Here is a 19,331-nt window from a genome sequence, read left to right as displayed (position 1 = left end):
GTCCCCTCGGGTACGGCGGCGCCGTGCCCTGGACCGGGCCCGGCGGGATGACGGAGGAGGACGCTGCCGGGACGGCGAACAGGCCGGGCGGTCAGCGTGGTGCGCGGGGACAGGTCTCGTCGAAGCACCTGCGGTGCCACGAGCCGCCGATACCGACCAGCGTGAAGTCGGTTCGCCAAGGGGCCATACAGGAAGGGTAATTGGCCATTTTGTGCCGGGTCAAGGTCGGTCTGCCGGGTCCCGGCGATCCTATGACCTCCGGTATCAGCATGAACGCCTGGCTGGTTGCCGCCCCGGCCCGCCCCGCACCCTTCCTCACGCACCGACTCGCCCACGCACCGACTCGCCCACGCACCGACTCGCCCGCCGAGGAAGGGATCACCCCCATGTCAGGACCCCCGTCCCACCCTGCCCCGGGATGACCCGGTTCCTGCTGCGCCGGCTGCTGCTCGCCGTGCCGACGCTGCTCGGCGTGAGCGCCGTCGTCTACGCCACCGTCGCCCTGATCCCCGGCGACCCGGTCGCCGCCCTGCTGGGCCCCGGCGCCCCGGCCGCGGCCCGCCGGGAACTCGCCGCACGCCTCGGCACCGGGCGGCCGCTGCCCGCGCGCTACGCCGGCTGGCTCTGGCACGCCGCACACGGCGACCTGGGCACCTCGATCTCCGCCCAACGCCCGGTCGGGGAGCTGCTGTTGCCCGCGCTCGGCCAGACCCTGATCCTGGCGGGCGCCGCGTTCCTGCTGGTTGTCACCGGCGGCGTGCTGCTGGGCGCGCTCGGCGCCGTACGACCCGGCGGCGCGGGCGGCAGGCTGTCGGGAGCGCTGAGCACCCTGGCCGTGTCCGCCCCGCAGTACTCGGTGGCCCTGCTGCTCCTGGCGGTCTTCGCGGTGCGGCTGCGGTGGTTCCCGGCCGGTGGCACGCACGACGTGTTCGGCGCCGGCGGCACACCCGACCTGCTGCGCCATCTCGTGCTGCCCGCCACCGCGGCCGCTCTCGTGCCGCTCGGCCTCACCGCCCGGGTGTTCCGGACCGCGCTCGGCGCCGCGCTCGCCTCCGACCTCGCCGACGGGCTGCGGGCCCGGGGCCTGAGCCGGACGGCCGTCCTGCGCCACTGCGCGCACAACGCCTCACCCGCGCTGCTCACCATCGGCGGCCTGCAACTCGCCTATCTGCTGGAGGGGGTGGTCTTCGTGGAGACCCTGTTCGCCTGGCCCGGAATCGGGCGGCTCCTGTACGACGCGCTGACCGCACGCGACCTGCCCCTGGTCCAAGGGGGAGTACTGGTCGTCGCCGTGGCCTTCGTCGGCGTCAACATCTTCGTCGACGCGGCCCACGCGCTCGTCGACCCGCGCGTGCGGAGCACGGCATGAGCCGCGCCCCGTACCGCGACCCGGGCCTGCTGATCCCGGCCGGCTGTGCCGCGCTGCTGCTCCTGCTCGCCCTGGCCGGACCGCTGCTCGCCCCCTGCACGGCGACCGCCGGGTCGCTCCAGCACCGGCTGCTGGATCCCGGCAGCCCGGGGCATCCGCTCGGCACCGACTCCCAGGGCCGCGACCTGCTCAGCCGACTGATCCTCGGCACCAGGCCCTCGCTCATCGGCGGCCTGCTGCCGGTGGCGGTCGCCACGACGGCCGGCACCGCCGTCGGCATCACCGCCGGACTCGGCGGCAAGATCACCGAACAGTCCCTGCTGCGCGCCCTCGACGTGCTGTACGCCTTCCCCGGCGTCCTGCTGGCCATCGCCGTGGCCACGCTCCTGCGACCCGGCCTGACCGCGACCGTCCTCGCCCTGTCCGTCGTCCTCACCCCGGCTGTGGCCCGAGTGGTCTTCACGGAGGTGCAGCGCATCCGCACCGCCGAGTACCTGGAGGCCGCACGGGTCAGCGGCGCCGGGCGTACGGCGATCGCGCTGCGCCAGGTGGCCCCGGTCGTCGCCCCGGTCGTCCTCGTCTACGCGTCCTCACTCGTCGGCCTCTGCGTCGTGTACGCCGCCGGACTGTCCTTCCTCGGCCTCGGCGTCGCTCCGCCGGCCGCCGAATGGGGCGCCATGCTCGACGAGTTGCGCCCCAGCCTGTTCACGCATCCCTTCGTCGCGATCCTGCCCGCGCTCACCATCCTCGTCGTGTCGGTCGTCTTCAACACCCTCGGCGACGCCCTGCGCCACCGCGTCGGCGACCGCGCGGCCCGACTCCCGCAGGGGGCGCGATGACCCTCTGCGTGGAGAACCTGTCGGTGCGCCACGACCGCCGCGACGGCCCGGTCCAGGCGGTGGACGACGTCTCGCTCACCCTGGAGGAGGGCGCCGCCCTGGTGCTCCTGGGGCAGTCCGGCAGCGGCAAGACCACGGTCGCCCGGACGGTCCTGGGCCTGCCCGGCCGTGAGGCGCACGTCACCGGCCGGATCCGGCTCGGCGGCACCGACCTGCGGACCCTGGGCGAGGCCGCCCTGTCCCGCATCCGCGGACGCCGTATCGGCTACGTCCCGCAGGACCCCACCGGTGCCCTCGACCCGCTGCGCCGGATCGGCCCGCAGATCACCGAGGTCCTGCTGCGCCACCGCGTCGCCGACAGCCGGCGCACGGCCCGCTCCGCCGTCCCCGGACTGCTGACCACCGCAGGCATCACGGACCCGGAGCAGGTGGCCCGCGCGTACCCCCACGAACTGTCCGGCGGGCTGAGACAGCGCGCGGCGATCGCCCTGGCCGTCTCCTGCGGCCCCGAACTGCTGATCGCCGACGAACCCACCACCGCCCTCGACGCCCTCGTCCGGGGCCGGATCCTCGACCTGTTCGACAACCTCCGCACCCAGCACGGCCTCGCCCTGCTGCTCATCACCCACGACCTGGGCGTGGCGCGCCGGATCGGCGGCCGGGTGGCCGTCATGCGCGAGGGCCGGATCGTCGAGACAGGCCCGGCCGACAAGGTGCTCACCCGCGCCGCCCTCCCCGCCGGTGAACCGTTCGCCGCCCCGCTCGGAGACCGCCCGTGACCGACTCCCAGGACGTGCTGCTCACCGTCGCCCACGTCACCAAGTGCTACCCGCGCGGCCCGGTCGCCGTGGAGGACGTCACCCTGAGCGTCGCCGCCGGTGAAACCCTGGCTCTGGTGGGCGAGTCCGGCTCCGGCAAGTCCACCCTCGCCCGGCTCGCCCTCGGCCTGGTCGCACCCACAGAAGGGACGGTCCGCTTCGCCGGGCACGACCCGGCACGGCTGCACGGCCGGGCCGGACGGGCGATCCGGGCCCACCTCCAGTTCGTGCCCCAGCACCCCCGGGGTTCGCTCAATCCGAGCCTGCGGGCCGGGGAGGCCGTGAACTTCGCCCTGCGCGCTCAGGGCACGCCGCGCCGCGAACGCTCGACCCTGGTGGCGGAGTTGTTCCGGCAGGTCGGCCTCGACCCCCTGCTCGCCCGCCGCCACCCCGGCGAACTGTCGGGAGGCCAGCTGCAACGCGTCGCCGTCGCCCGCGCGCTCGCCACCCGGCCCCGGCTCGTCGTCTGCGACGAGCCGACCTCCGCCCTCGACCCCGAGGCGCAGGCCCAGGTCCTCGACCTGCTCACCGACCTCCAGGACCGCCTGGGCCTGGCCTACCTCTTCATCTCGCACGACCTGGCCGTCGTACGGCGCCTTGCCCACCGGGTGACCGTGCTGCGGCACGGCCGGATCGTCGAGGAAGGCCGCGCCGACACCGTCTGGACGGCACCCCGACACCCCTACACCAGGGCCCTGCTGGCGGCGGCCACCGGCGAAACCTCACTGCTCCACTGAACCGACGGGAACCCCATGAAGCACCGCCCCCGCATCAGCACCGCTCTCCCGGCCGCCCTTCTCCTGCTCGCCGTCGCGGGCTGCGGCTCGTCCTCCGCCGGGCAGGCCGCCGGCCGGTCCGCCGGGCGCGGCGGCGCCCTCGTCATCGGCACGACCGGCAAGCTCCCCAACCCCGACACCGTCATCGGCGGCGCCGGCTTCGAGGGCAAGCGACTGGTCTCCTTCCAGCTGTACGAGGGCCTCACCCGCTACGACCTGTCCAGGGCCGACGCCCCGTCCGAGATCACGGGGGCCCTCGCCACCTCCTGGAAGGTCGCCGCCGACCACAGGACGTGGACCTTCACCCTGCGCAAGGGCGTCACCTTCCAGGACGGCACCCGCTTCGACGCCGACTCGGTGATCTTCAACCTCGACCGCTACCTCGACAAGAAGAACGCCTACCACACCGCCGCCCTGGGAGCCGCCGCGGGCGAGTACGCCGGAGACATCACCCGCTACCGCAAACTCGACGCCGACCACCTCCAGTTGGTGACGAAGTCCCCCAACGGGCACTTCCCCGAGGACCTCGCCCACGTCCTGATCGCCAGCCCCACCGCCGTACGCAAGTCGGGGTCGGCGGACTTCTCCCGACACCCCGTCGGGACCGGGCCGTTCAGCTTCAAGTCCCAGACCCCCGGCGAACAGATCGAACTCGTCGCCAACAAGCACTACTGGCGCGGCGCGCCCAAGCTCGACCGACTGGTCGTCAAGGCGCTCCCCGACCCCGCGGCCCGCACCGCCGCCCTGCGGTCAGGCTCCGTCAACTGGATCGAGTACCCCAACCCGGACGACCTCGCGAGCCTCAAGGCCGACGGCGCGCAGATCGTCACCAACAGCTACGACCACCTCTGGTACTGGATCCTCGACACCACCAAGGGCCCCTGGAAGAACGTCGGGGTACGCCGGGCCGCCAACTACGCCATCAACCGCAAGGCCATCGCCGACGACCTCCTGCACGGCACCGCGGACCCCGCCTACCAGGCCGCCCCGCGCGCCACCTTCGCCTACGACCCCAAGGGGAACACCTACTCCTACGATCCCGCCAAGGCCAGAAAGCTGCTGGCCGAGGCCGGCTACCCGAACGGCTTCAGCACCTCCGTCACCGTGCCGACCGGCGGCTCGGGCAATCTGCTGCCCGTGCCGATCACCGAGGCGCTGCAACGCGATCTGGCCGCCGTCGGCATCAAGGTGACCATCCGCACCTCCGACTGGACGACGCTGATCGGCGCCGAGGCCAAGGGCGAGGTCGCCCTGGGATCGGACGCCATCGCCCAGTCCACCACCCTCTTCCAGTCCGAGGCGTTGCTGCCGCTGTTCATCGGCGGCAACAGCCCCTTCTGGACCGGCCACTACAGCAACCCGAGTGTCGACAAGCTCCTCGCGGCGGCCGCGGCCTCGCCCGACAAGGCCACCCGGCAGAGCGACTACCGGCAGGCACTCACCCGGGTCACCCAGGACGCGCCCTGGCTGTTCGTGGTCAACGACCGCAACCCGCGCGCCCTCGCCCCCACGGTCCACGGTCTCGTCCAACCGCAGTCCTGGTTCCTGGACCTCACCACCGTGTGGGTCGGCAAGTGACCGACCTGCCCCCGACGACGTACGAAAGGAGGGCCGTCCGTATGAGCGACGACCGGCAACCGCCCAAGTGGGGCATCACCCTGCCCCTGCCGGGCCTGACCATCGACCGGCACCGCTTCCTCGTGGAGCGGCTGCCCGACCTCGGCTACACCGACGTGTGGAGCGCGGAGGGCGGCGGCACCGACGCCTTCACCCCGCTCGCCGTCACCGCCGCCTGGTCGGACACGCTGCGGATCGCCACCGGTATCGTCCCCGTGCACACCCGCGGACCGGCCGTCCTCGCCCAGACCGCCGCCACACTGGCCCAACTGGCACCTGGAAGACTGCTGTTGGGGCTCGGTGCGTCGGTGCCCGCGCACGTCACCGACATCAACGGCATCCCCTTCGACGAACCCTTCAAGCGGACGCGTGACGTGCTGCGCTTCGTGACGCGGGCACTGCGCGGCGAGCACATCGCGGGCGACTTCGACACCTTCTCGATCACCGGCTACCGGCTGCCGCATCCGCCGGCCGCCCCGGTCAAGGTCATCCTCGGCGCACTGCGGCCCGGCATGCTGCGGCTCGGCTTCACCGAAGGGGACGGCGCCATCACCAACCTGCTCTTCCCCGAGGACGTACCGAAGATCCTCGACGCGGTGGGCCCGCAACCGCCCGGCAAGGAACTCGTCGTCAAGGTCTTCGTCTGTCCCACCGAGGACACCGACTACGCCCACCGCGCCACCCGGCCCTTCCTCGCCTGGATCCTCAACCGGGAGCCGTACCGCAAGTTCCACGAGTGGCTCGGCCACGGCGAACTGCTGCGTGAATCGCACGAGCGCTGGGCCGCGGGAGACATCGAGGCGGCCCAGAAGGCGCTGCCGGACGAGGTCGTGGACGGACTGTTCATCAGCGGTTCGCCCGAGGAGTGCCGCGAACGCATCCTGCGCTACCACCGCCCCGGTGTGACCACGCTCCAGCTCTACGTCTCCCTGCCCCCCGAGGTGTTCGTCAGCCGGGGCAGGCTGATCGACACCCTGGCCCGCCTGGGACCCACCGGCGGCTGACCTGTGGAGGTTCCGGCATGGAACTCGACCTGCGCGGCGGCGTCCGCGCCGCCCCGGTGCCCGGCGACACGCCACGGGAACGGCAGGCGCTGCGCTTCGCCCCCGACCCCCGCGCGCGGGACGCGGACCCCGGCCACGTCGCCCGCAGCGCCCGGGAGAACGAGGAGGACGGACTCGACAGCGCACTGGTGACCCAGTCGAGTTCCTGGCCGGACCCGCGGATCGTCGCGACCTGGGCCCTCGCGGCCACCAGCCGGCTGCGGATCGCCGTGGCCCACCGGATCGGCGTCACCGCGCCCACCGCGGCGGCCCGGTCCCTCGCCACCCTTGACCGGCTGTCGGGCGGCCGGGCCGCCGCGCACATGATCGTCGGCTCCAGCGACGCCGACGCCCCCCACGGTGGCGGACCGCATCGACTGGCTGCGCACGGCCGGCATCGACATCGTGCAACTGGACACAGCGGTGGAGACGGAGGAAGACCGTCGCCTGCGACGTGAGGTGGTGACCCTGTTGCGGACGGGCCGGACTCATGGGCGCCGTGGTTGGTAGGCCGGAGCCCGGCGCGGGTCACCCCGCGGATGCGAGCACCGCCGTACGACCTCCCAAGACGGTGGAGAAGTGGTCGGTGACCTGTTCCAGCGCCGTGGCGGCGGCGGGTGCCACGGCCAGGGAGCCGTCGTCGCCGACCGTGAGATCTGTGTCGAGGGTGAACCAGCCCGGCACGATGTGCGACGGTCCCATGGAACTCAGCACCGGCCGCAACGCGTAGTCGAGGGCCAGGACATGGGCCGTGCTGCCGCCGGTGGCCAGTGGCAGGACCGTCTTGCCGGTCAGCGCGTACTGCGGGAGCAGGTCGAGGAGCGACTTCAACAGGCCGGAGTAGGCGGCCTTGTAGACCGGCGTGCCGATCACCACCCCGTCCGCCTGCTCGAACAGGGCCTGCGCGGCGACGATCGCCGGATGCCCGAAGTCGGCGCCGAGCAGCGCCTGCGCGGGCAGGGTGCGCACTTCCAGCGGCGTGACGTCGTGGCCCTGGAGGCGCAGCCGGTCGTCGAGGTGACGCAGGAGTCGGGCGGTGCGTGAGGTGGGGGAGGGGCTTCCGGAGACGGACAGGATCGAGGCCATGACGGGACCTTCCGGGGTCGGGGTTCAGATGGCGTGATACGTGGGCGGCGGGACGCTCACCAGGCACTCGACCGCACCGTGACGAGGGGCCGCAGGTCGTTGCGCAGGGTCTCCAGGAAGGCGATGACCTCGGCGGCCACCGAGCGGTGCTGGAGGTCGTTGAGGACGTCGTGGTGGGCTCCGTGGACGACCGAAAGACGAGCCCGTACACGGGCCTTGGCGGTACGGGCGAGCGCCTCCTGGTCCGCGAGGGGATCGGCGTCGCCGACCAGGAACAGGGTCGGGAGACCGGCTTCGCTGTCGTAGGCGGCGGCGAGCACGTCGTCCGGGATCGCGTCGTCGAGAGAGCCGCGCCGCACCTCGGGGTCCTGGGTGAGGGCGCCCCGGTGGGTGGGGCAGGAGGTGCGGACGTCGAGTTCCTCGTCCCAGGTGCCGGCATTGGGGGTGGTCGCGGGGGCACGGCCGGGGAGTCCCGCGAGGATCACGGCATCGGGCTGACGGGCCGCTTCCCGGTCGAGCAGCGCGGCGATCGCGGCGGCGCCCGAGTCGGCTCCGACCAGGACGAGGGGCCCTGCGACACCGTCCTCGGCCGTGGTGCTCCCGGCGGCCTCGGCGAGGCGGGCGGCGAGAGCGGTCAGGTCCTCGGTGGCGAGGTCGGGGGAGTCGATCACGCGGACCCGGTAGGCGTCGGCGGCGAGCCGCCTGCCGAAGCGGGCGTAGGTCGCCCGGGTCTCGCCACGGCCGGGCACGACGACGATCGTGCCGCGGACGAGGAGGCCCTCGGGGCCGAAGTAGTCGCTGTACTGGGGCATGTCACACTCCTGCGGATGCGGGTTCGGCCGCCTGCGCGGGCTTCCAGCCCGACGCGGGTGCCACCTCGGTCGTGATGAGCTCAAGGGCACGGATCGCGGCGTCGTGGTCGGGGACGGCGGGGTTGAACGGGGTGATCAGGTCCGTCGCGACGGGCAGCACCTTCTCCTGCCCGAGCGCCGCGACGATCTCCTCGGGATGGCCGTAGAGGGAGTGGGAGCGGCGCAACGCCTTGTTCGCGTCCAGGTCCCTGGGGAACGCTCCGTGCTCCGCCACGCGCAGCGCGGCCCGGTGGACGGCGTCGCCGATCGCCGCGAGCGCGGTGCGCCGGTCCTTGGCCGGGAACACGAACCGGGACGAGCCGATGCGCGGGTGATGTCGCTGTCGGACCGCGGTGGTGACCGGAGCCGGTGTGCGTGCCGCCGTCACCCGACCCGCGATCCGGACGCCGCGCGGGGTCAGCTCGACGGCCGCCCCGAGGCCCACCGGGCCCGCGCCGACGACGAGGACGTCCACCGTCGCCGGGGGAGTTGCGGCGGGGAGGCGGACCGTGTGGACGTCGCGGCCCCCCGTCGCCGGCAGTTCGGTCATGGCGCGGCCTTCAGCCGTTCAGGAGCCGGCGCTCGCGGGTGTGCCGGTTGGCCGGGATCGGCAGGCCGAGGTTGCCGCGCAGGGTGTCGGCCGCGTACTCGGTGCGGAACAGGCCGCGCTTCTGGAGGATCGGGACGACGCCGTCGACGAAGTAGTCGAGTTCGTCCTCGGTGCGGAAGGCGAGGTTGATGCCGTCGAAGGCGCCGGCGTCGAACCACTGCTGGATCGTGTCGGCCACGGTCCGCGGGTCCCCGACGAACGGCGACCGGCGGAACTGGTTCACGGACTGCGCCACTTGCCGCAAGGTCAGGTTCTCCGTCCTGGCCCGCTCGATGAGCTGCGCCGCACCGGTGCGCCCGCCCTTCTCGGCGAGGTGGGCGACATCGGGGAAGGGCGCGTCCAGATCGTGCACGCTGAAGTCGTACGCCCCGAAGGAGCGGCCCAGCAGGGCCAGGTTGCGGTCGAAGTCGTCGTCCTCCTCGAAGATCTCCCGTTCGCGACGGCGGGCCGCCTCGTCGGTCGCGGCGACGACCGGGCCGCCGTGGATGAGGATCTTGACGTGGTCGGGGTCGCGGCCGTGGGCGGCGGTGCGCTTCTTGATGTCGGCGTAGTAGTCCCGCGCCTGCTCCAGGCTGCCCCCGGGCGCGAAGATGCCCTCGGCGACCTGCGCGGCGAGATCACGGCCCTCCTCGGACACGCCGGCCTGGAAGATGACCGGTTGGCCCTGCGGGGAGCGGGAGAGGTTGAGCGGGCCCGCGACCTTGAAGTGCTCGCCCGCGTGGCCGAGTTCGTGGAGCTTGGTCGGGTCGAGGAACACACCCCGCTCGACGTCGGCCGGGAAGGCGTCGTCCTCGTAGGAGTCCCACAGCCCCCGGGCGACCTGTACGAACTCCAGGGCGCGGCCGTAGCGGGTGGCGTAGTCGAGGTGTTCGTCGAGCCCGAAGTTCCGTGCGGTGCCGGTGTCGAAGCTGGTGACGACGTTCCAGCCGGCCCGCCCGCCGCTGATGTGGTCGAGCGAGGCGAACCGGCGGGCCAGGTTGAAAGGCGAGTTGTACGTCGAACTCGCCGTGCCCACCAGTCCGAGGTGCTTGGTGTGGGTGGCGACGGCCGACAACAGGGTCAGCGGCTCCAGCCGGTTGAGGTAGTGCGCCGGGTAGGTGGCGTTGATGAACTGGCTGTCGACGATGAACAGGGCGTCGAAGAGGGCGTGTTCGGCCGCCTGCGCCAAGCGGATGTAGTAGTTGATGTCGATGCTGGCGTTCTTCGCGATCCGTGGGTCCTTCCACAGGCCGTGCTGGCCGGGACCGCCCACGCCGTAGGGGTGGAGGGCGAGGTGGAGCGTACGGGACATAGCTGTTCCTGTTCTGTCGAGGGAGGTCGAGGAAGGTCGCGGGAGCGTCAGGCGTGCAGGAGGGCGCGCAGGGCCTCCCGTTCGGCCCGGCCGGCGGCCGCGCCGTGCAGGGTCGGCGCGGACCGTACGAGCAGGCGCGTGTAGACGTGCTGCGGCTGGTTGATGACGTCGGCGGCGGCGCCGGTCTCGACCAGCTCGCCCTGGTAGAGCACGGCGATCCGGTCGGCGACCCCGGCGACGGAACCGAGGTCGTGGGAGATGAAGACGAGGGCGACCCCGTCGGTTCGCAGTTCCTTGAGGATCTGCAGGATCTGGACGCGGTTGGCCGAGTCGAGGGCGCTGACCGGCTCGTCGAGAATGACGAGACGCGGCTCGGTCACCAACGCCCGTGCCACCGAGACCCGTTGGCGCTGGCCGCCGGACAGCTCGCCGGGCAGCCGGTCGAGCAGATCCTCGGACAGCCGCACCCGGTCCAGGAAGGTGCGCACCCGCGTCGCGGCCTCCTGCCGGGACACGCCCTGGATCAAAAGCGGTTCGGCCAGGGACGCCTCGATGGTGATGTCCGGGTCGAGACTGCGCAGCGGGTCCTGGAAGACGTACTGGATGACTCCCCGGCGCCGCAGCGCGCGCCACTGGCGGTGCCCGTACGCGGCGACCTCCTCGCCGTCGATCACGATCGACCCGCCCGACGCACGCACCAGCCCGAGCGCGGCCCGCGCGAGCGTCGACTTTCCCGAACCGGTCTCACCGATGATCCCCACCGTCTCGCCCGGTGCGATGCTCAGCGAGACACCGTGCAGGGCACGACGTCGGCGTCGACGCGCTCCGTAGTGCACTTCGAGGCCGGACACCTCGAGGACGGGACCGGTGGCCTGCTGTGCCGTGCGGGTGCTCACGTGTCCTCCTCTACGGCCTCTGCGCCGAGGAACTTGTCCAGGCCGTACTGTTCGTGCTCGGCGATCAGCAGCCGCGTGTACTCGTGCCGCGGGCGATGGAGCACCTCGTGGGTCGGGCCTTGCTCGACGACCTCGCCCTGCCGCAGGACGAGGACCTCGTCGCAGAGCTGGGCGACGACGGCCAGGTCGTGGGAGACCAGGACGAGAGCCAGCCCGGTGCGCTCGCGCAGGTCGGCCAGCAGGTCGAGGATCTCGGCCTGGACGGTGACGTCGAGCGCGGTCGTGGCCTCGTCCGCGATGAGGACGCGCGGGCCGGCGGCGATCGCGGCCGCGATGAGGACCCGCTGGAGCATGCCGCCGGAGAGTTCGAAGGCGTACTGGCCGTAGACCAGCTCGGGGTCGCGCAGCCGCACCGCGTGGAGCAGCTCGATGGCCTGTCGGCGTGCCTCGCGCCGCTTGAGTCCCTTCTTGACCCGCAGGACCTCGGTGATCTGCGCGCCCACGCGGATCGAGGGGTTGAGGTAGGACGCCGGGTCCTGGAAGACCGCGCTGATGGTGGTCCCGCGCAGGGCCGTCCACTGCGCCGACGACAGTGCGGAGATGTCCTGACCGTCGATCTCGATCGAGCCGCCGGTGACCTCGAAGTGCGTGGGCAGGATGCCCAGCGCGGCCCGGCAGGTGAGGGTCTTGCCGCTGCCGGACTCGCCGACGACGCCGACGGACGTGCCGGGCTCGAGCGTGAAGCTGACGCCGTGGACGATCTCCTGGCCGGCGGCCTGGTCGCTGATGCGTACGTCGCGTACGGACAGGACGGGCGCGGAGGGATCGCGCGAGGGGCCGGCGGGTTGCGCCGTACCTGGCTTCGCGGGGCAGGTCAGGACTTTCGTGGAGAGGGTGGCCATCACGCACCTCCGGCGTGCACATGAGCGGGATCGGCAGCGGAGCCGGCGTCGGTGCCCGCGCGGCGCCGGGTCCGCGCCCTGCGGTTGTTGACGAGGGCGCGCCCCGCCTCGCCGGAGACGTCGCGGATGGCGTCGGCGAGGAGGTTGCAGGCCCAGACGGTGACCATGATGAGCAGGGCGGGGGCCAGCGGCGCCCACGGCTTCTGCGAGAGGTAGCCGAGGTCCGAGTCGAGCAGCCCGCCCCAGGTGGGCGCGGGCGGCTGGACGCCGATGCCCAGGAAGGTCAGGGACGAGACGATGACGAAGCCGACGCCGATGGTCTGGGCGAGCGCGACCGCGACCGGCGGCAGCACCTTGACCCAGACGTGCCGGCGGACGACCCACCCGATGGAGGCGCCGGAGATGAGCGCCGCCTCCACGTACGGCGAGCGGGCCACGGCCAGCGTGGCGGCTCGTGCCACCCGGTAGAACAAGGGGGACACCAGCACACCCGTGACCAGCATCGCCTGGGTGATGCCGTTGCCGAGCAGCGCGACCACGGCGACCGCGAACAGCAGGAAGGGCAGCGCGACGAGCGTGTCGGTCAGCCGGAGGGTGATCCATTCGAAGGCCCGGCCGAGGTACACCGACAGGATGCCGGGGACCGCGCCGACGCCCAGTGCGGTGAGGGCGACTTCGAGGGAGCCGAGGACGCTGACCCGGGAGCCGTCGAGGAGCCGGCTGAGGACATCGCGGCCGAGGTAGTCCGTTCCCAGCCAGTGGGAACCGGAGGCGTCGGCGAGGGTGTCGGGGCCGGCGGCCAGCGGATCGTGGGGCGCGATGACCGGCCCGAGGACGGCGAGCAGGGCGATCACGGTCAGGATCACCAGGGCGATCCGGCCTGACGTGAGGGAGAGCACGCGGCGCACCATGGTCACACCCCCCGCTGGGACGCCGGCGTCACACGCGCCAGCACCAGGTTGACGATCAGGTTGAAGACGACGACCAGGACGATCGACACCACCAGGACCCCCTGGACGGCGGGTACGTCACCGGCCTGGGCTGAGTCGTTGGCGAACCGGCCGAAGCCCTGGAGCCCGAAGATCCACTCGGTGACGACGGAGGCGCCGACCAGCGTGGGGAACTTCAGGCCGAGCGTGGCGAGCGCCGGGCCGAGCCCGTTGCGCAGCACATGCCCGAAGAAGATCCGGCGTGGGCCGAGCCCCCGGACGACCGCGCCGGTCACGTAGTTCTCGCGATAGGCGGCGACCAGGCTGCTGCGCAACTGGCGGGCGACGTCCGCGACGACGTCGAAGCTCAACGCGACCGCGGGCAGGGTGATGTGGGCGAGCCAGGGACCGAAGCCCTGCGCCGCCGGGATGTATCCGGCGGACGGGAACACATGGAGCCCGACCGCGAACACCGCGACCAGCACGATGCCGACGACGAAGGCGGGCATCACCGAGATCACCGTGACGAAGCCCGTGATCGCGCGGTCGATCCACGTGGTGCGGCGCAGCGCGGCCACCGTGCCGAGCACGAAGCCCGCGACCACTCCGATGACCAGTGCGAGGAACGCCACCGACAAGCTCACGTCCAGGCCGAGGCCGATGAGCGTCGAGATGTCGGCACCGTTGGTCCAGCTGGTGCCGAGTTGTCCGTGCAGGACGCCGCCCAGCCAGTCCACGTACTGGACGAGGAAGGGCCGGTTGAGGCCCCACTGCGCTTCGACTCTCGCCACCGCGTCGGGAGTCGCCTCCTCGCCCAGCTGGATCCGCGCCGGGCTGAGCCCGCTCAGCGACCGCAACGCGAACGTCACGAACGTCGCGACCAGGAACACGGGCACGAAGATCGCGATCGACCGGGCGAGGGTGACCAGGACGCGGCCCAGCGTGTGCCGCACCCCGGTCGTGGCACCCCGGTGACGTACGTCGGCCGGTGTGACCGGTGCCTCCGTCGTCGTCATGGCCTGCCCCCTCTCTGTAATGGACTGCCTGTGATTCGACGGAGTGTCAGTTGTTGCCGGAGATGGTCACGCCGGTCCAGTCGATGTGGGCCGGGTTCTTGGGCAGGGCGGAGACGGACTTGCTCTTGGCGATGAGGTTGGGCGAGGAGTAGGTGAAGACCAGCGCCTTGCTCTGCAGTCCGGCCCGGGTCGCCGCCCGGAGGACCTTCGCGTAGTCGGGCGAGTCCAGCGGGGTCTCCCGCACCTTCGCGATGGCGGCCTCGAAGCCGGCCGGCTCGTACGGCGAGCTGAGGTTGAGCGGGCCGTTCGGACCGAAGTGCGCGGTCAGGGTCTGCGCGGCCGAGTCACGTCCGGTCGTCCCGTACAGCGAGAACGTCAGGTCCTTGGCGAAGAACGGGGTCGCCCAGTTCTTGTCGATCTTGATGGTGACGGTGATGCCGACCTTCGCCAACTGCGACTGGACGATCTCCGCCTGGGGGTCCTCCGCTGGGATGACGAGGTTCAGCTTGATCTGCCCCGCCTTGTAACCGGCATTGGAGAGCAGCTGCTTGGACTTCGCCGGGTCGTAGGCGTAGTCGTTCGCGGACTGCGGGTCATAGGCCACATAGCCCTTGGGGAACGGCTGGTTGGTCACCGCGCCGTAGCCGAAGGTGAGTTTGTCGACGAACTCCTGGCGGTTGATCGCGTAGCGGACGGCGTCGACGACCTTGTCGTTGTCGAACGGCGCCTTGTTGACGTTGAGGCTGATGTTGTTGGCGTTGAAGCCTGGCTGGACGAAGACGTCGAGCCCCGCCTTCTTGGCGGCCTCGGCCTGGCTGGGCTCGATGTCGGCGAAGTTGTAGACACCGGTCTGGAGCCCGGAGACGACCGTGGCCGCGTCCGGGGCCGAGGTCAGCTCGACGTTGTCGATGTGGATGTTCTTGGCGTCCCAGTAGTCCGGGTTCTTCTTCAGGAGGACCTTGGTGCCCGGCACGAGCCGGGTGACGATGAACGGGCCGGCGCCGACCGGGTTCTGGTCCAGCTCGGTGGGTGACTTGGCCGCCTTGGGACTGGCGATCTGCAGGACGCGCTCGCCGAGGAGCTGGGGGATCTGGTGGTCGACCTGGGTGAGATGGAGGACCGCGTCCAGTCCGTCGGCGTCCACCGACTTGATCGAGGTGAGGTCACCGAAGAGTGCGGAGTTCTTCTGCTTCTGGGCCCGTTCGATGGCGGCCTTCACCGCTGCCGCGTCGACCGGCTCACCGTCGCTGAACTTCAGGTCGGGCCGCAGATGGAAGGTGATCTGGTCGCCCTTGGCGTTGTACTCCCAGCTCTTGGCCAGGTCGGGCACGGCCTTGCCGGTCGCGTCCGTGCGGGTCAACGAGGCGTACACCAGGGCGAGTTCACGGAACTGGGCGCCACTGCCGCTGACCACCGGGTCCCAGTGGGTGGGGAAGTACGAGGAGGCCCACTTCAGCGTGGCGGTCCCGCCGGCTGTGGAGGTCTCCCCGCCGCAGGCACTGAGCGCGGGGACGAGCACGGTGGCGAGGGCGGTCCCCAGGGCGGCGGCACGCAGTCGGGAAGGCCGGAAGGCCGCCCGGTTTCTGCGTGGCGTGAGTCGTCCGGACATCTTTGCTTCTTTCTTCGAGGGCTCCCGGCCGCGCCGGGGCAGCGGAGAGGGAGCGAGGGAGGTGCACCCGGGGACCGGGCACCACGCGTACCGGGGTGACGGACATGCCGGTGCGGCTTCGAGGCGCACGAGGGGACGGCACGTCCAGGACGGGAGGCGCGGGCGGATCGCGGGGAAGACCGGGATACGAGGCAGGGAGGGGGCGACGAAGCGCGAAGGGCGCGGCGCGAACGGACGGGTGCCGACCGGCGAGGCGGTGGGGCGCCGGTACCTACGGGAGCGGAGTCAGGCGCCTGTGGTCCGGGAACGGCGTATCAGCGACAGAGAGCGCTACAGGTGCGCCGCAGGTCCACGTAGCGGCACACCACACCGGGGTGCGTCGTGAGCATGTTCCACATCCTGGAGGTGATCGTCGGCGGCTGTCAATGGACACCAATTGGTGTCTCATTGGGCGGGACGGTCTGACCGCTGGTCAGAGGCCTGTCAGGGCACGGAGGGAGCGCCGCGGCCGACCGCGGGGTGCACCGCGGCCTCCTCCGGGTGCAGCCACAGCGGGCCGTTGCCGGTGTCGACACGGACGGCACCGGCCGGCGGCCACGAGCCGCCGCCGGTCAGCAGGGCGCGCTCCGGTTCGGTCAGGGTCCGATAGCGCGCGAGCGCCTCCGCCGGGTCGAGCGCCGCGGGCGCGCGCAGCAGCCCCGGGCCGAGTTCGGACACGGCCGAGACGTACTCCTCGTACGGCCGCCAGCCCGGCACCGCACGGTGTCCGGCGGCGCCGCGCACCAGCAACGTCGGCAGCGTGTACCGGCGTTGACCGTCGGAGGTCTCCTTGGCGGCGCCGGGATGAGGCGACGGGTGGCCGTGCACCGACAGCACCTCGTCGACCGGGCGCCGCGCCTCGGCCCGGTCGGCGCGCACCCGTTCCAGCACGTCCGCCGACGCCGCGTCGGTCGCGAGCCGGCCGGCATCCAGGCCGGGTACACCCGACGCCGCGGACAGTGCCGACGCGGGGGTGTCCGCAGGATCCCCGAGCACGAACACGCTCTCCCGCAGCCGCCGCAGCACCCGGTCCGCCACCTCGGCGCCCTGCGCCTCGGCTGCCTTGGCGACCAGCGAGGCCGGCCACGAACTCGCGGCCAGGCGCCGCAGGCGAACGGCCCGCGGGGCATGGGTGTGGGCGCTGACGTCCTCGACGTAGCGCGCGTACCAGGCGGTTTCCGCGGCGGGGTCGGGCGCGGGGTCGTCGTCGTGGTCGAAGAGGATGCAGTACGCCCGGCGCCAACGGACCCGCCCCGCGAGCGCAGCGCGAAGCCGGCGGAACACCGGTTCCGAACCCCAGGCCCAGGGACACAGCGGATCGGTGAACTCGACGACTTCGAGGACTTCGGCGACTTCCGCGGCCTCGGCGGCGAGGCGGTGCCCATCGGCCGTCATGCGGCTCCCCGGCGGCTCAGCTGCTTGCTCGGCGCCCGCGCGTCGGTCGTGGCGGGCAACAGGGTGGCGATGGTCGTACCGCCCAGGACGGCGGCGGCTTCGGCCTCGATACGACGCCACATCCCGGGCAGGCCGGAAGCGGGTTCGGGATAGTCGAGTCCGGCCAGGGGTTCACCGCGCAGGGTGATCAACTCACCGTCCACAGCGCGGGAGACGTCCAGGAGCGTGATCTCGTCGGCGGGCCGGCCGAGCCAGTACCCGCCCTCGCAGCCGCGCTGGCTGCGCACCAGACCGGCTCTGCGCAGCTCGCCCACCACGGACTTCAGGAACCGGAACGGGATCTGCTGCGAGGAGGCGATCGCCTCGCACGTGAGCGGACGGGCAGGTTCGCAGGCGAGCTCCAGCAGAGCCCGCGTGGCGTAGTCCGCCTTCGCGGAGATATGCATGCGCACATCATGCCCGACGCAGGCCCCGCCACGAGGACCTCCATCGGTTCCCCTCATACATTGCGGAAACATTGCCGCAGGTGAAGGGCAATGGATACCTCTTGACATCCTTTTCGGGACGGCTCTAGCGTCCCCCACCATGAGCGAGCCGTTGACAACCCCCGGCGAAGGTTTCCACCCCCATCTCCACGACGCCGCAGGACAGCCGGCAGCCCCCCTGCGCACCCGCCTGCACCACATCCGCGCCGGCGCCCTCGACGGCGACACGGCGCAGAGCGGCGGCATGCGCAGATTCGCCGCGGTGAGCGGCAAGACGGTCGGCTCCGAGAAACTGTGGATGGGCCAGACCCACGTAGCCCCCTCCACCTCCTCCTCCGACCACCACCACGGCGAGTCCGAGACCGCCATCTACGTGGTGAGCGGACACCCCGAGTTCGTCTTCCTCGACGACGCGGGCCCGGAGCCGGAGGAGGTACGCCTGCGCACCTCCCCAGGGGACTACATCTTCGTCCCCCCGTTCGTGCCGCACCGCGAGGAGAACCCGGACCCGGCCGAGGAGGCCGTGGTGGTGATCGCACGCAGCACACAGGAGGCGATCGTGGTGAACCTTCCGGGGCTGTATGCGCTGGGGGCAGTGGAGACCTGAGGACCGGCTCGCGGCTCGCTCCGCCACCCGTTCCGTCGTGTAGGCGACGATGGTGAACTGAGCTGGGCGGCTGCTCAGTTGACAGGACGCCGTCCCAGGACGGAAGCGGACCACGGCCGGCTGCCGGGGTGGCATGACATTCCTCGACCGCACGTGGCGCGAGGGTCCAGGCCCCTCCGGCGCGCTGGACGAGACCGTGGTCGGCGAGACACATCAGGGTCCGGTGGGTGGTGGCGCGGGAGACCGAGGACGTACCGACGAGGGCGGCGTTCGGTCGGCGCCTCAGGGCAGTGACACCGTGCAAGCTGTGGTGACCACCATGTCAGGGAGGTGGCGTTGGGGGGAGAGGACGCCGCGCAGGCGCGATGTGGCCCCCGACAGCGGCCGACGATCCGCGCCTGTCACTCGTAGAGTTGCCACATGACTGACGACCTGAGCGTTGTCCTCGACCGACTCGACGCGTGGCTGGAGGCCAACGCGCCCGCCGACCACGCCGCTCTGAACCCGCCGGCGACGCGGGAGGACATCGATGCCGTCGCCGAGCGCCGGTTCCTCCTGCATCCCGATCTGGTGGCGTGGTTGGAACGGCACGACGGGGTCACCGCCACGAAGGGGCACAACGGCCCCGGCGTCATTCTCCCCGAGGGCTTCATCTTGCACACCGCCGCGGGAATGCGTGCCGGTCAACGAGCCCTGGAGGAGGCGATCGCCGAATGGGTCGACGAAAACGAGTCGGAGGAACCGGAGTTCCGGGACATCTATGACGGGGTGTACGGGTACGCGTTCCATGTTCGATGGGTTCCGATCGCCACCGACCTCACCGGAGGCAAGCTCATCGTCGACCACCGTGAGGGAGACCGGTTCGGGAACGTGCTCTACGGTCTGCAAGCCGGGGACACCGAGGGTCCGGTGAAAGTATGGGACAGCCTGTCGCACATGTTTCGAGATCTTCTCGTGGCCCTGACCGAGGGTACGGACATTCGGCTGCCCGGCTATGCCGACCCGGTGAGACCGCGGCTCTCCGGCAGTGATGACCGTGCCTTCGTCCTCTGGGAGTAGGGCAGGGCGGCGGGGGGGGGGGGGGGCGCGGGGGGGCGCCCCGCCGCCCCGGGGGGGGGGGGGGAGCGGGGGGAGAACCCCCGATCAGAGGGGC

At 71.8% G+C, this 19,331-nt stretch carries 20 protein-coding genes; 9 read left to right on the top strand and 11 right to left on the bottom strand.

Annotated elements, in window-relative coordinates; all coding sequences use genetic code 11:
• Positions 1 to 418 precede the first annotated feature (418 nt).
• From ABZX30_RS26320 to ABZX30_RS26290, 7 genes are read left to right on the top strand one after another with little or no spacing between them, the layout of a single operon-like run.
• Positions 419 to 1,369, top strand: coding sequence for an ABC transporter permease (locus ABZX30_RS26320; RefSeq protein WP_355937643.1), 951 nt, complete (start codon positions 419 to 421; stop codon positions 1,367 to 1,369).
• On the top strand, positions 1,366 to 2,208 hold the full coding sequence (locus tag ABZX30_RS26315; RefSeq protein WP_355937641.1) for an ABC transporter permease: 843 nt from the start codon (positions 1,366 to 1,368) through the stop codon (positions 2,206 to 2,208). Before ABZX30_RS26320 ends, ABZX30_RS26315 begins: the two co-directional genes overlap by 4 nt.
• On the top strand, positions 2,205 to 2,987 hold the full coding sequence (locus ABZX30_RS26310) for an ABC transporter ATP-binding protein (protein ID WP_355937639.1): 783 nt from the start codon (positions 2,205 to 2,207) through the stop codon (positions 2,985 to 2,987). The genes ABZX30_RS26315 and ABZX30_RS26310 overlap by 4 nt, the downstream gene beginning before the upstream one ends.
• Positions 2,984 to 3,763, top strand: a complete 780-nt coding sequence (locus tag ABZX30_RS26305; RefSeq protein ID WP_355937637.1) for an ATP-binding cassette domain-containing protein — start codon at positions 2,984 to 2,986, stop codon at positions 3,761 to 3,763. The genes ABZX30_RS26310 and ABZX30_RS26305 overlap by 4 nt, the downstream gene beginning before the upstream one ends.
• A gap of 15 nt (positions 3,764 to 3,778) precedes the next feature.
• A complete protein-coding gene (locus tag ABZX30_RS26300) occupies positions 3,779 to 5,380 on the top strand; it encodes an ABC transporter substrate-binding protein (RefSeq protein ID WP_355937635.1) in 1,602 nt (533 codons plus the stop codon).
• A gap of 41 nt (positions 5,381 to 5,421) precedes the next feature.
• A complete protein-coding gene (locus tag ABZX30_RS26295; protein ID WP_355937633.1) occupies positions 5,422 to 6,423 on the top strand; it encodes an LLM class F420-dependent oxidoreductase in 1,002 nt (333 codons plus the stop codon).
• Positions 6,424 to 6,440: 17 nt separating this feature from the next.
• Positions 6,441 to 6,920 (top strand): LLM class flavin-dependent oxidoreductase, encoded by a 480-nt coding sequence (locus tag ABZX30_RS26290; protein WP_355937631.1) that lies wholly within the window; start codon positions 6,441 to 6,443, stop codon positions 6,918 to 6,920.
• A gap of 70 nt (positions 6,921 to 6,990) precedes the next feature.
• Here the strand turns inward: ABZX30_RS26290 and ssuE are convergent, their stop codons facing one another.
• The 11 genes from ssuE to ABZX30_RS26235 all read right to left on the bottom strand — a co-directional run bounded on the left by ssuE (position 6,991) and on the right by ABZX30_RS26235 (position 17,532).
• On the bottom strand, positions 6,991 to 7,548 hold the full coding sequence (ssuE, locus tag ABZX30_RS26285) for an NADPH-dependent FMN reductase (RefSeq protein WP_355937629.1): 558 nt from the start codon (positions 7,546 to 7,548) through the stop codon (positions 6,991 to 6,993).
• Between the two features lie 56 nt (positions 7,549 to 7,604).
• Entirely contained in the window at positions 7,605 to 8,360 is a 756-nt protein-coding gene (locus ABZX30_RS26280) for an alpha/beta hydrolase (RefSeq protein WP_355937627.1), read from the bottom strand.
• Between the two features lies 1 nt (position 8,361).
• A complete protein-coding gene (locus tag ABZX30_RS26275; RefSeq protein ID WP_355937625.1) occupies positions 8,362 to 8,949 on the bottom strand; it encodes a hypothetical protein in 588 nt (195 codons plus the stop codon).
• Positions 8,950 to 8,959: 10 nt separating this feature from the next.
• On the bottom strand, positions 8,960 to 10,300 hold the full coding sequence (locus ABZX30_RS26270) for an LLM class flavin-dependent oxidoreductase (RefSeq protein ID WP_355937624.1): 1,341 nt from the start codon (positions 10,298 to 10,300) through the stop codon (positions 8,960 to 8,962).
• A gap of 47 nt (positions 10,301 to 10,347) precedes the next feature.
• Complete coding sequence (locus ABZX30_RS26265) at positions 10,348 to 11,196, bottom strand: ABC transporter ATP-binding protein (protein WP_355937622.1); 849 nt, start codon at positions 11,194 to 11,196, stop codon at positions 10,348 to 10,350.
• Positions 11,193 to 12,098 (bottom strand): ABC transporter ATP-binding protein, encoded by a 906-nt coding sequence (locus ABZX30_RS26260; protein ID WP_355937620.1) that lies wholly within the window; start codon positions 12,096 to 12,098, stop codon positions 11,193 to 11,195. Before ABZX30_RS26260 ends, ABZX30_RS26265 begins: the two co-directional genes overlap by 4 nt.
• Positions 12,098 to 13,009: an ABC transporter permease gene (locus ABZX30_RS26255; protein ID WP_355937618.1), complete on the bottom strand. Its 912-nt coding sequence runs from the start codon at positions 13,007 to 13,009 to the stop codon at positions 12,098 to 12,100. Before ABZX30_RS26255 ends, ABZX30_RS26260 begins: the two co-directional genes overlap by 1 nt.
• Before the next feature lie 2 nt (positions 13,010 to 13,011).
• Positions 13,012 to 14,043, bottom strand: coding sequence for an ABC transporter permease (locus ABZX30_RS26250; RefSeq protein WP_355937616.1), 1,032 nt, complete (start codon positions 14,041 to 14,043; stop codon positions 13,012 to 13,014).
• Between the two features lie 46 nt (positions 14,044 to 14,089).
• Positions 14,090 to 15,652, bottom strand: coding sequence for an ABC transporter substrate-binding protein (locus tag ABZX30_RS26245; protein ID WP_355937615.1), 1,563 nt, complete (start codon positions 15,650 to 15,652; stop codon positions 14,090 to 14,092).
• 483 nt (positions 15,653 to 16,135) lie between these two features.
• Positions 16,136 to 17,086, bottom strand: a complete 951-nt coding sequence (locus ABZX30_RS26240; RefSeq protein WP_355937613.1) for a DsbA family protein — start codon at positions 17,084 to 17,086, stop codon at positions 16,136 to 16,138.
• Positions 17,083 to 17,532, bottom strand: a complete 450-nt coding sequence (locus tag ABZX30_RS26235; protein ID WP_355937611.1) for an Rrf2 family transcriptional regulator — start codon at positions 17,530 to 17,532, stop codon at positions 17,083 to 17,085. Before ABZX30_RS26235 ends, ABZX30_RS26240 begins: the two co-directional genes overlap by 4 nt.
• A gap of 139 nt (positions 17,533 to 17,671) precedes the next feature.
• Here ABZX30_RS26235 and ABZX30_RS26230 point away from each other — a divergent pair, with 139 nt between their 5' ends.
• Both ABZX30_RS26230 and ABZX30_RS26225 read left to right on the top strand, forming a co-directional pair.
• Positions 17,672 to 18,178: a cupin domain-containing protein gene (locus ABZX30_RS26230; RefSeq protein WP_355937609.1), complete on the top strand. Its 507-nt coding sequence runs from the start codon at positions 17,672 to 17,674 to the stop codon at positions 18,176 to 18,178.
• 420 nt (positions 18,179 to 18,598) lie between these two features.
• Positions 18,599 to 19,237: an SMI1/KNR4 family protein gene (locus ABZX30_RS26225; RefSeq protein ID WP_355937607.1), complete on the top strand. Its 639-nt coding sequence runs from the start codon at positions 18,599 to 18,601 to the stop codon at positions 19,235 to 19,237.
• Positions 19,238 to 19,331: the final 94 nt, after the last annotated feature.

Origin of the sequence: Streptomyces sp. NPDC004542 (assembly GCF_040610035.1) — a bacterium.
In the GTDB taxonomy this organism is placed as follows: domain Bacteria; phylum Actinomycetota; class Actinomycetes; order Streptomycetales; family Streptomycetaceae; genus Streptomyces.
This window is presented reverse-complemented; position numbering and strand designations above follow the sequence as displayed.

Bases quoted from the DNA above. Each gene is read 5' to 3' on its own strand.
- ABZX30_RS26245 (WP_355937615.1), bottom strand. From the start codon at position 15,652: ATGTCCGGACGACTCACGCCACGCAGAAACCGGGCGGCCTTCCGGCCT.
- ABZX30_RS26315 (WP_355937641.1), top strand. From the start codon at position 1,366: ATGAGCCGCGCCCCGTACCGCGACCCGGGCCTGCTGATCCCGGCCGGC.
- ABZX30_RS26280 (WP_355937627.1), bottom strand. From the start codon at position 8,360: ATGCCCCAGTACAGCGACTACTTCGGCCCCGAGGGCCTCCTCGTCCGC.
- ABZX30_RS26255 (WP_355937618.1), bottom strand. From the start codon at position 13,009: ATGGTGCGCCGCGTGCTCTCCCTCACGTCAGGCCGGATCGCCCTGGTG.
- ABZX30_RS26270 (WP_355937624.1), bottom strand. From the start codon at position 10,300: ATGTCCCGTACGCTCCACCTCGCCCTCCACCCCTACGGCGTGGGCGGT.
- ABZX30_RS26275 (WP_355937625.1), bottom strand. From the start codon at position 8,949: ATGACCGAACTGCCGGCGACGGGGGGCCGCGACGTCCACACGGTCCGC.
- ABZX30_RS26290 (WP_355937631.1), top strand. From the start codon at position 6,441: ATGGAACTCGACCTGCGCGGCGGCGTCCGCGCCGCCCCGGTGCCCGGC.
- ABZX30_RS26310 (WP_355937639.1), top strand. From the start codon at position 2,205: ATGACCCTCTGCGTGGAGAACCTGTCGGTGCGCCACGACCGCCGCGAC.
- ABZX30_RS26295 (WP_355937633.1), top strand. From the start codon at position 5,422: ATGAGCGACGACCGGCAACCGCCCAAGTGGGGCATCACCCTGCCCCTG.
- ABZX30_RS26300 (WP_355937635.1), top strand. From the start codon at position 3,779: ATGAAGCACCGCCCCCGCATCAGCACCGCTCTCCCGGCCGCCCTTCTC.
- ABZX30_RS26240 (WP_355937613.1), bottom strand. From the start codon at position 17,086: ATGACGGCCGATGGGCACCGCCTCGCCGCCGAGGCCGCGGAAGTCGCC.
- ABZX30_RS26230 (WP_355937609.1), top strand. From the start codon at position 17,672: ATGAGCGAGCCGTTGACAACCCCCGGCGAAGGTTTCCACCCCCATCTC.
- ABZX30_RS26225 (WP_355937607.1), top strand. From the start codon at position 18,599: ATGACTGACGACCTGAGCGTTGTCCTCGACCGACTCGACGCGTGGCTG.
- ABZX30_RS26320 (WP_355937643.1), top strand. From the start codon at position 419: ATGACCCGGTTCCTGCTGCGCCGGCTGCTGCTCGCCGTGCCGACGCTG.
- ssuE (WP_355937629.1), bottom strand. From the start codon at position 7,548: ATGGCCTCGATCCTGTCCGTCTCCGGAAGCCCCTCCCCCACCTCACGC.
- ABZX30_RS26235 (WP_355937611.1), bottom strand. From the start codon at position 17,532: ATGCATATCTCCGCGAAGGCGGACTACGCCACGCGGGCTCTGCTGGAG.
- ABZX30_RS26260 (WP_355937620.1), bottom strand. From the start codon at position 12,098: ATGGCCACCCTCTCCACGAAAGTCCTGACCTGCCCCGCGAAGCCAGGT.
- ABZX30_RS26250 (WP_355937616.1), bottom strand. From the start codon at position 14,043: ATGACGACGACGGAGGCACCGGTCACACCGGCCGACGTACGTCACCGG.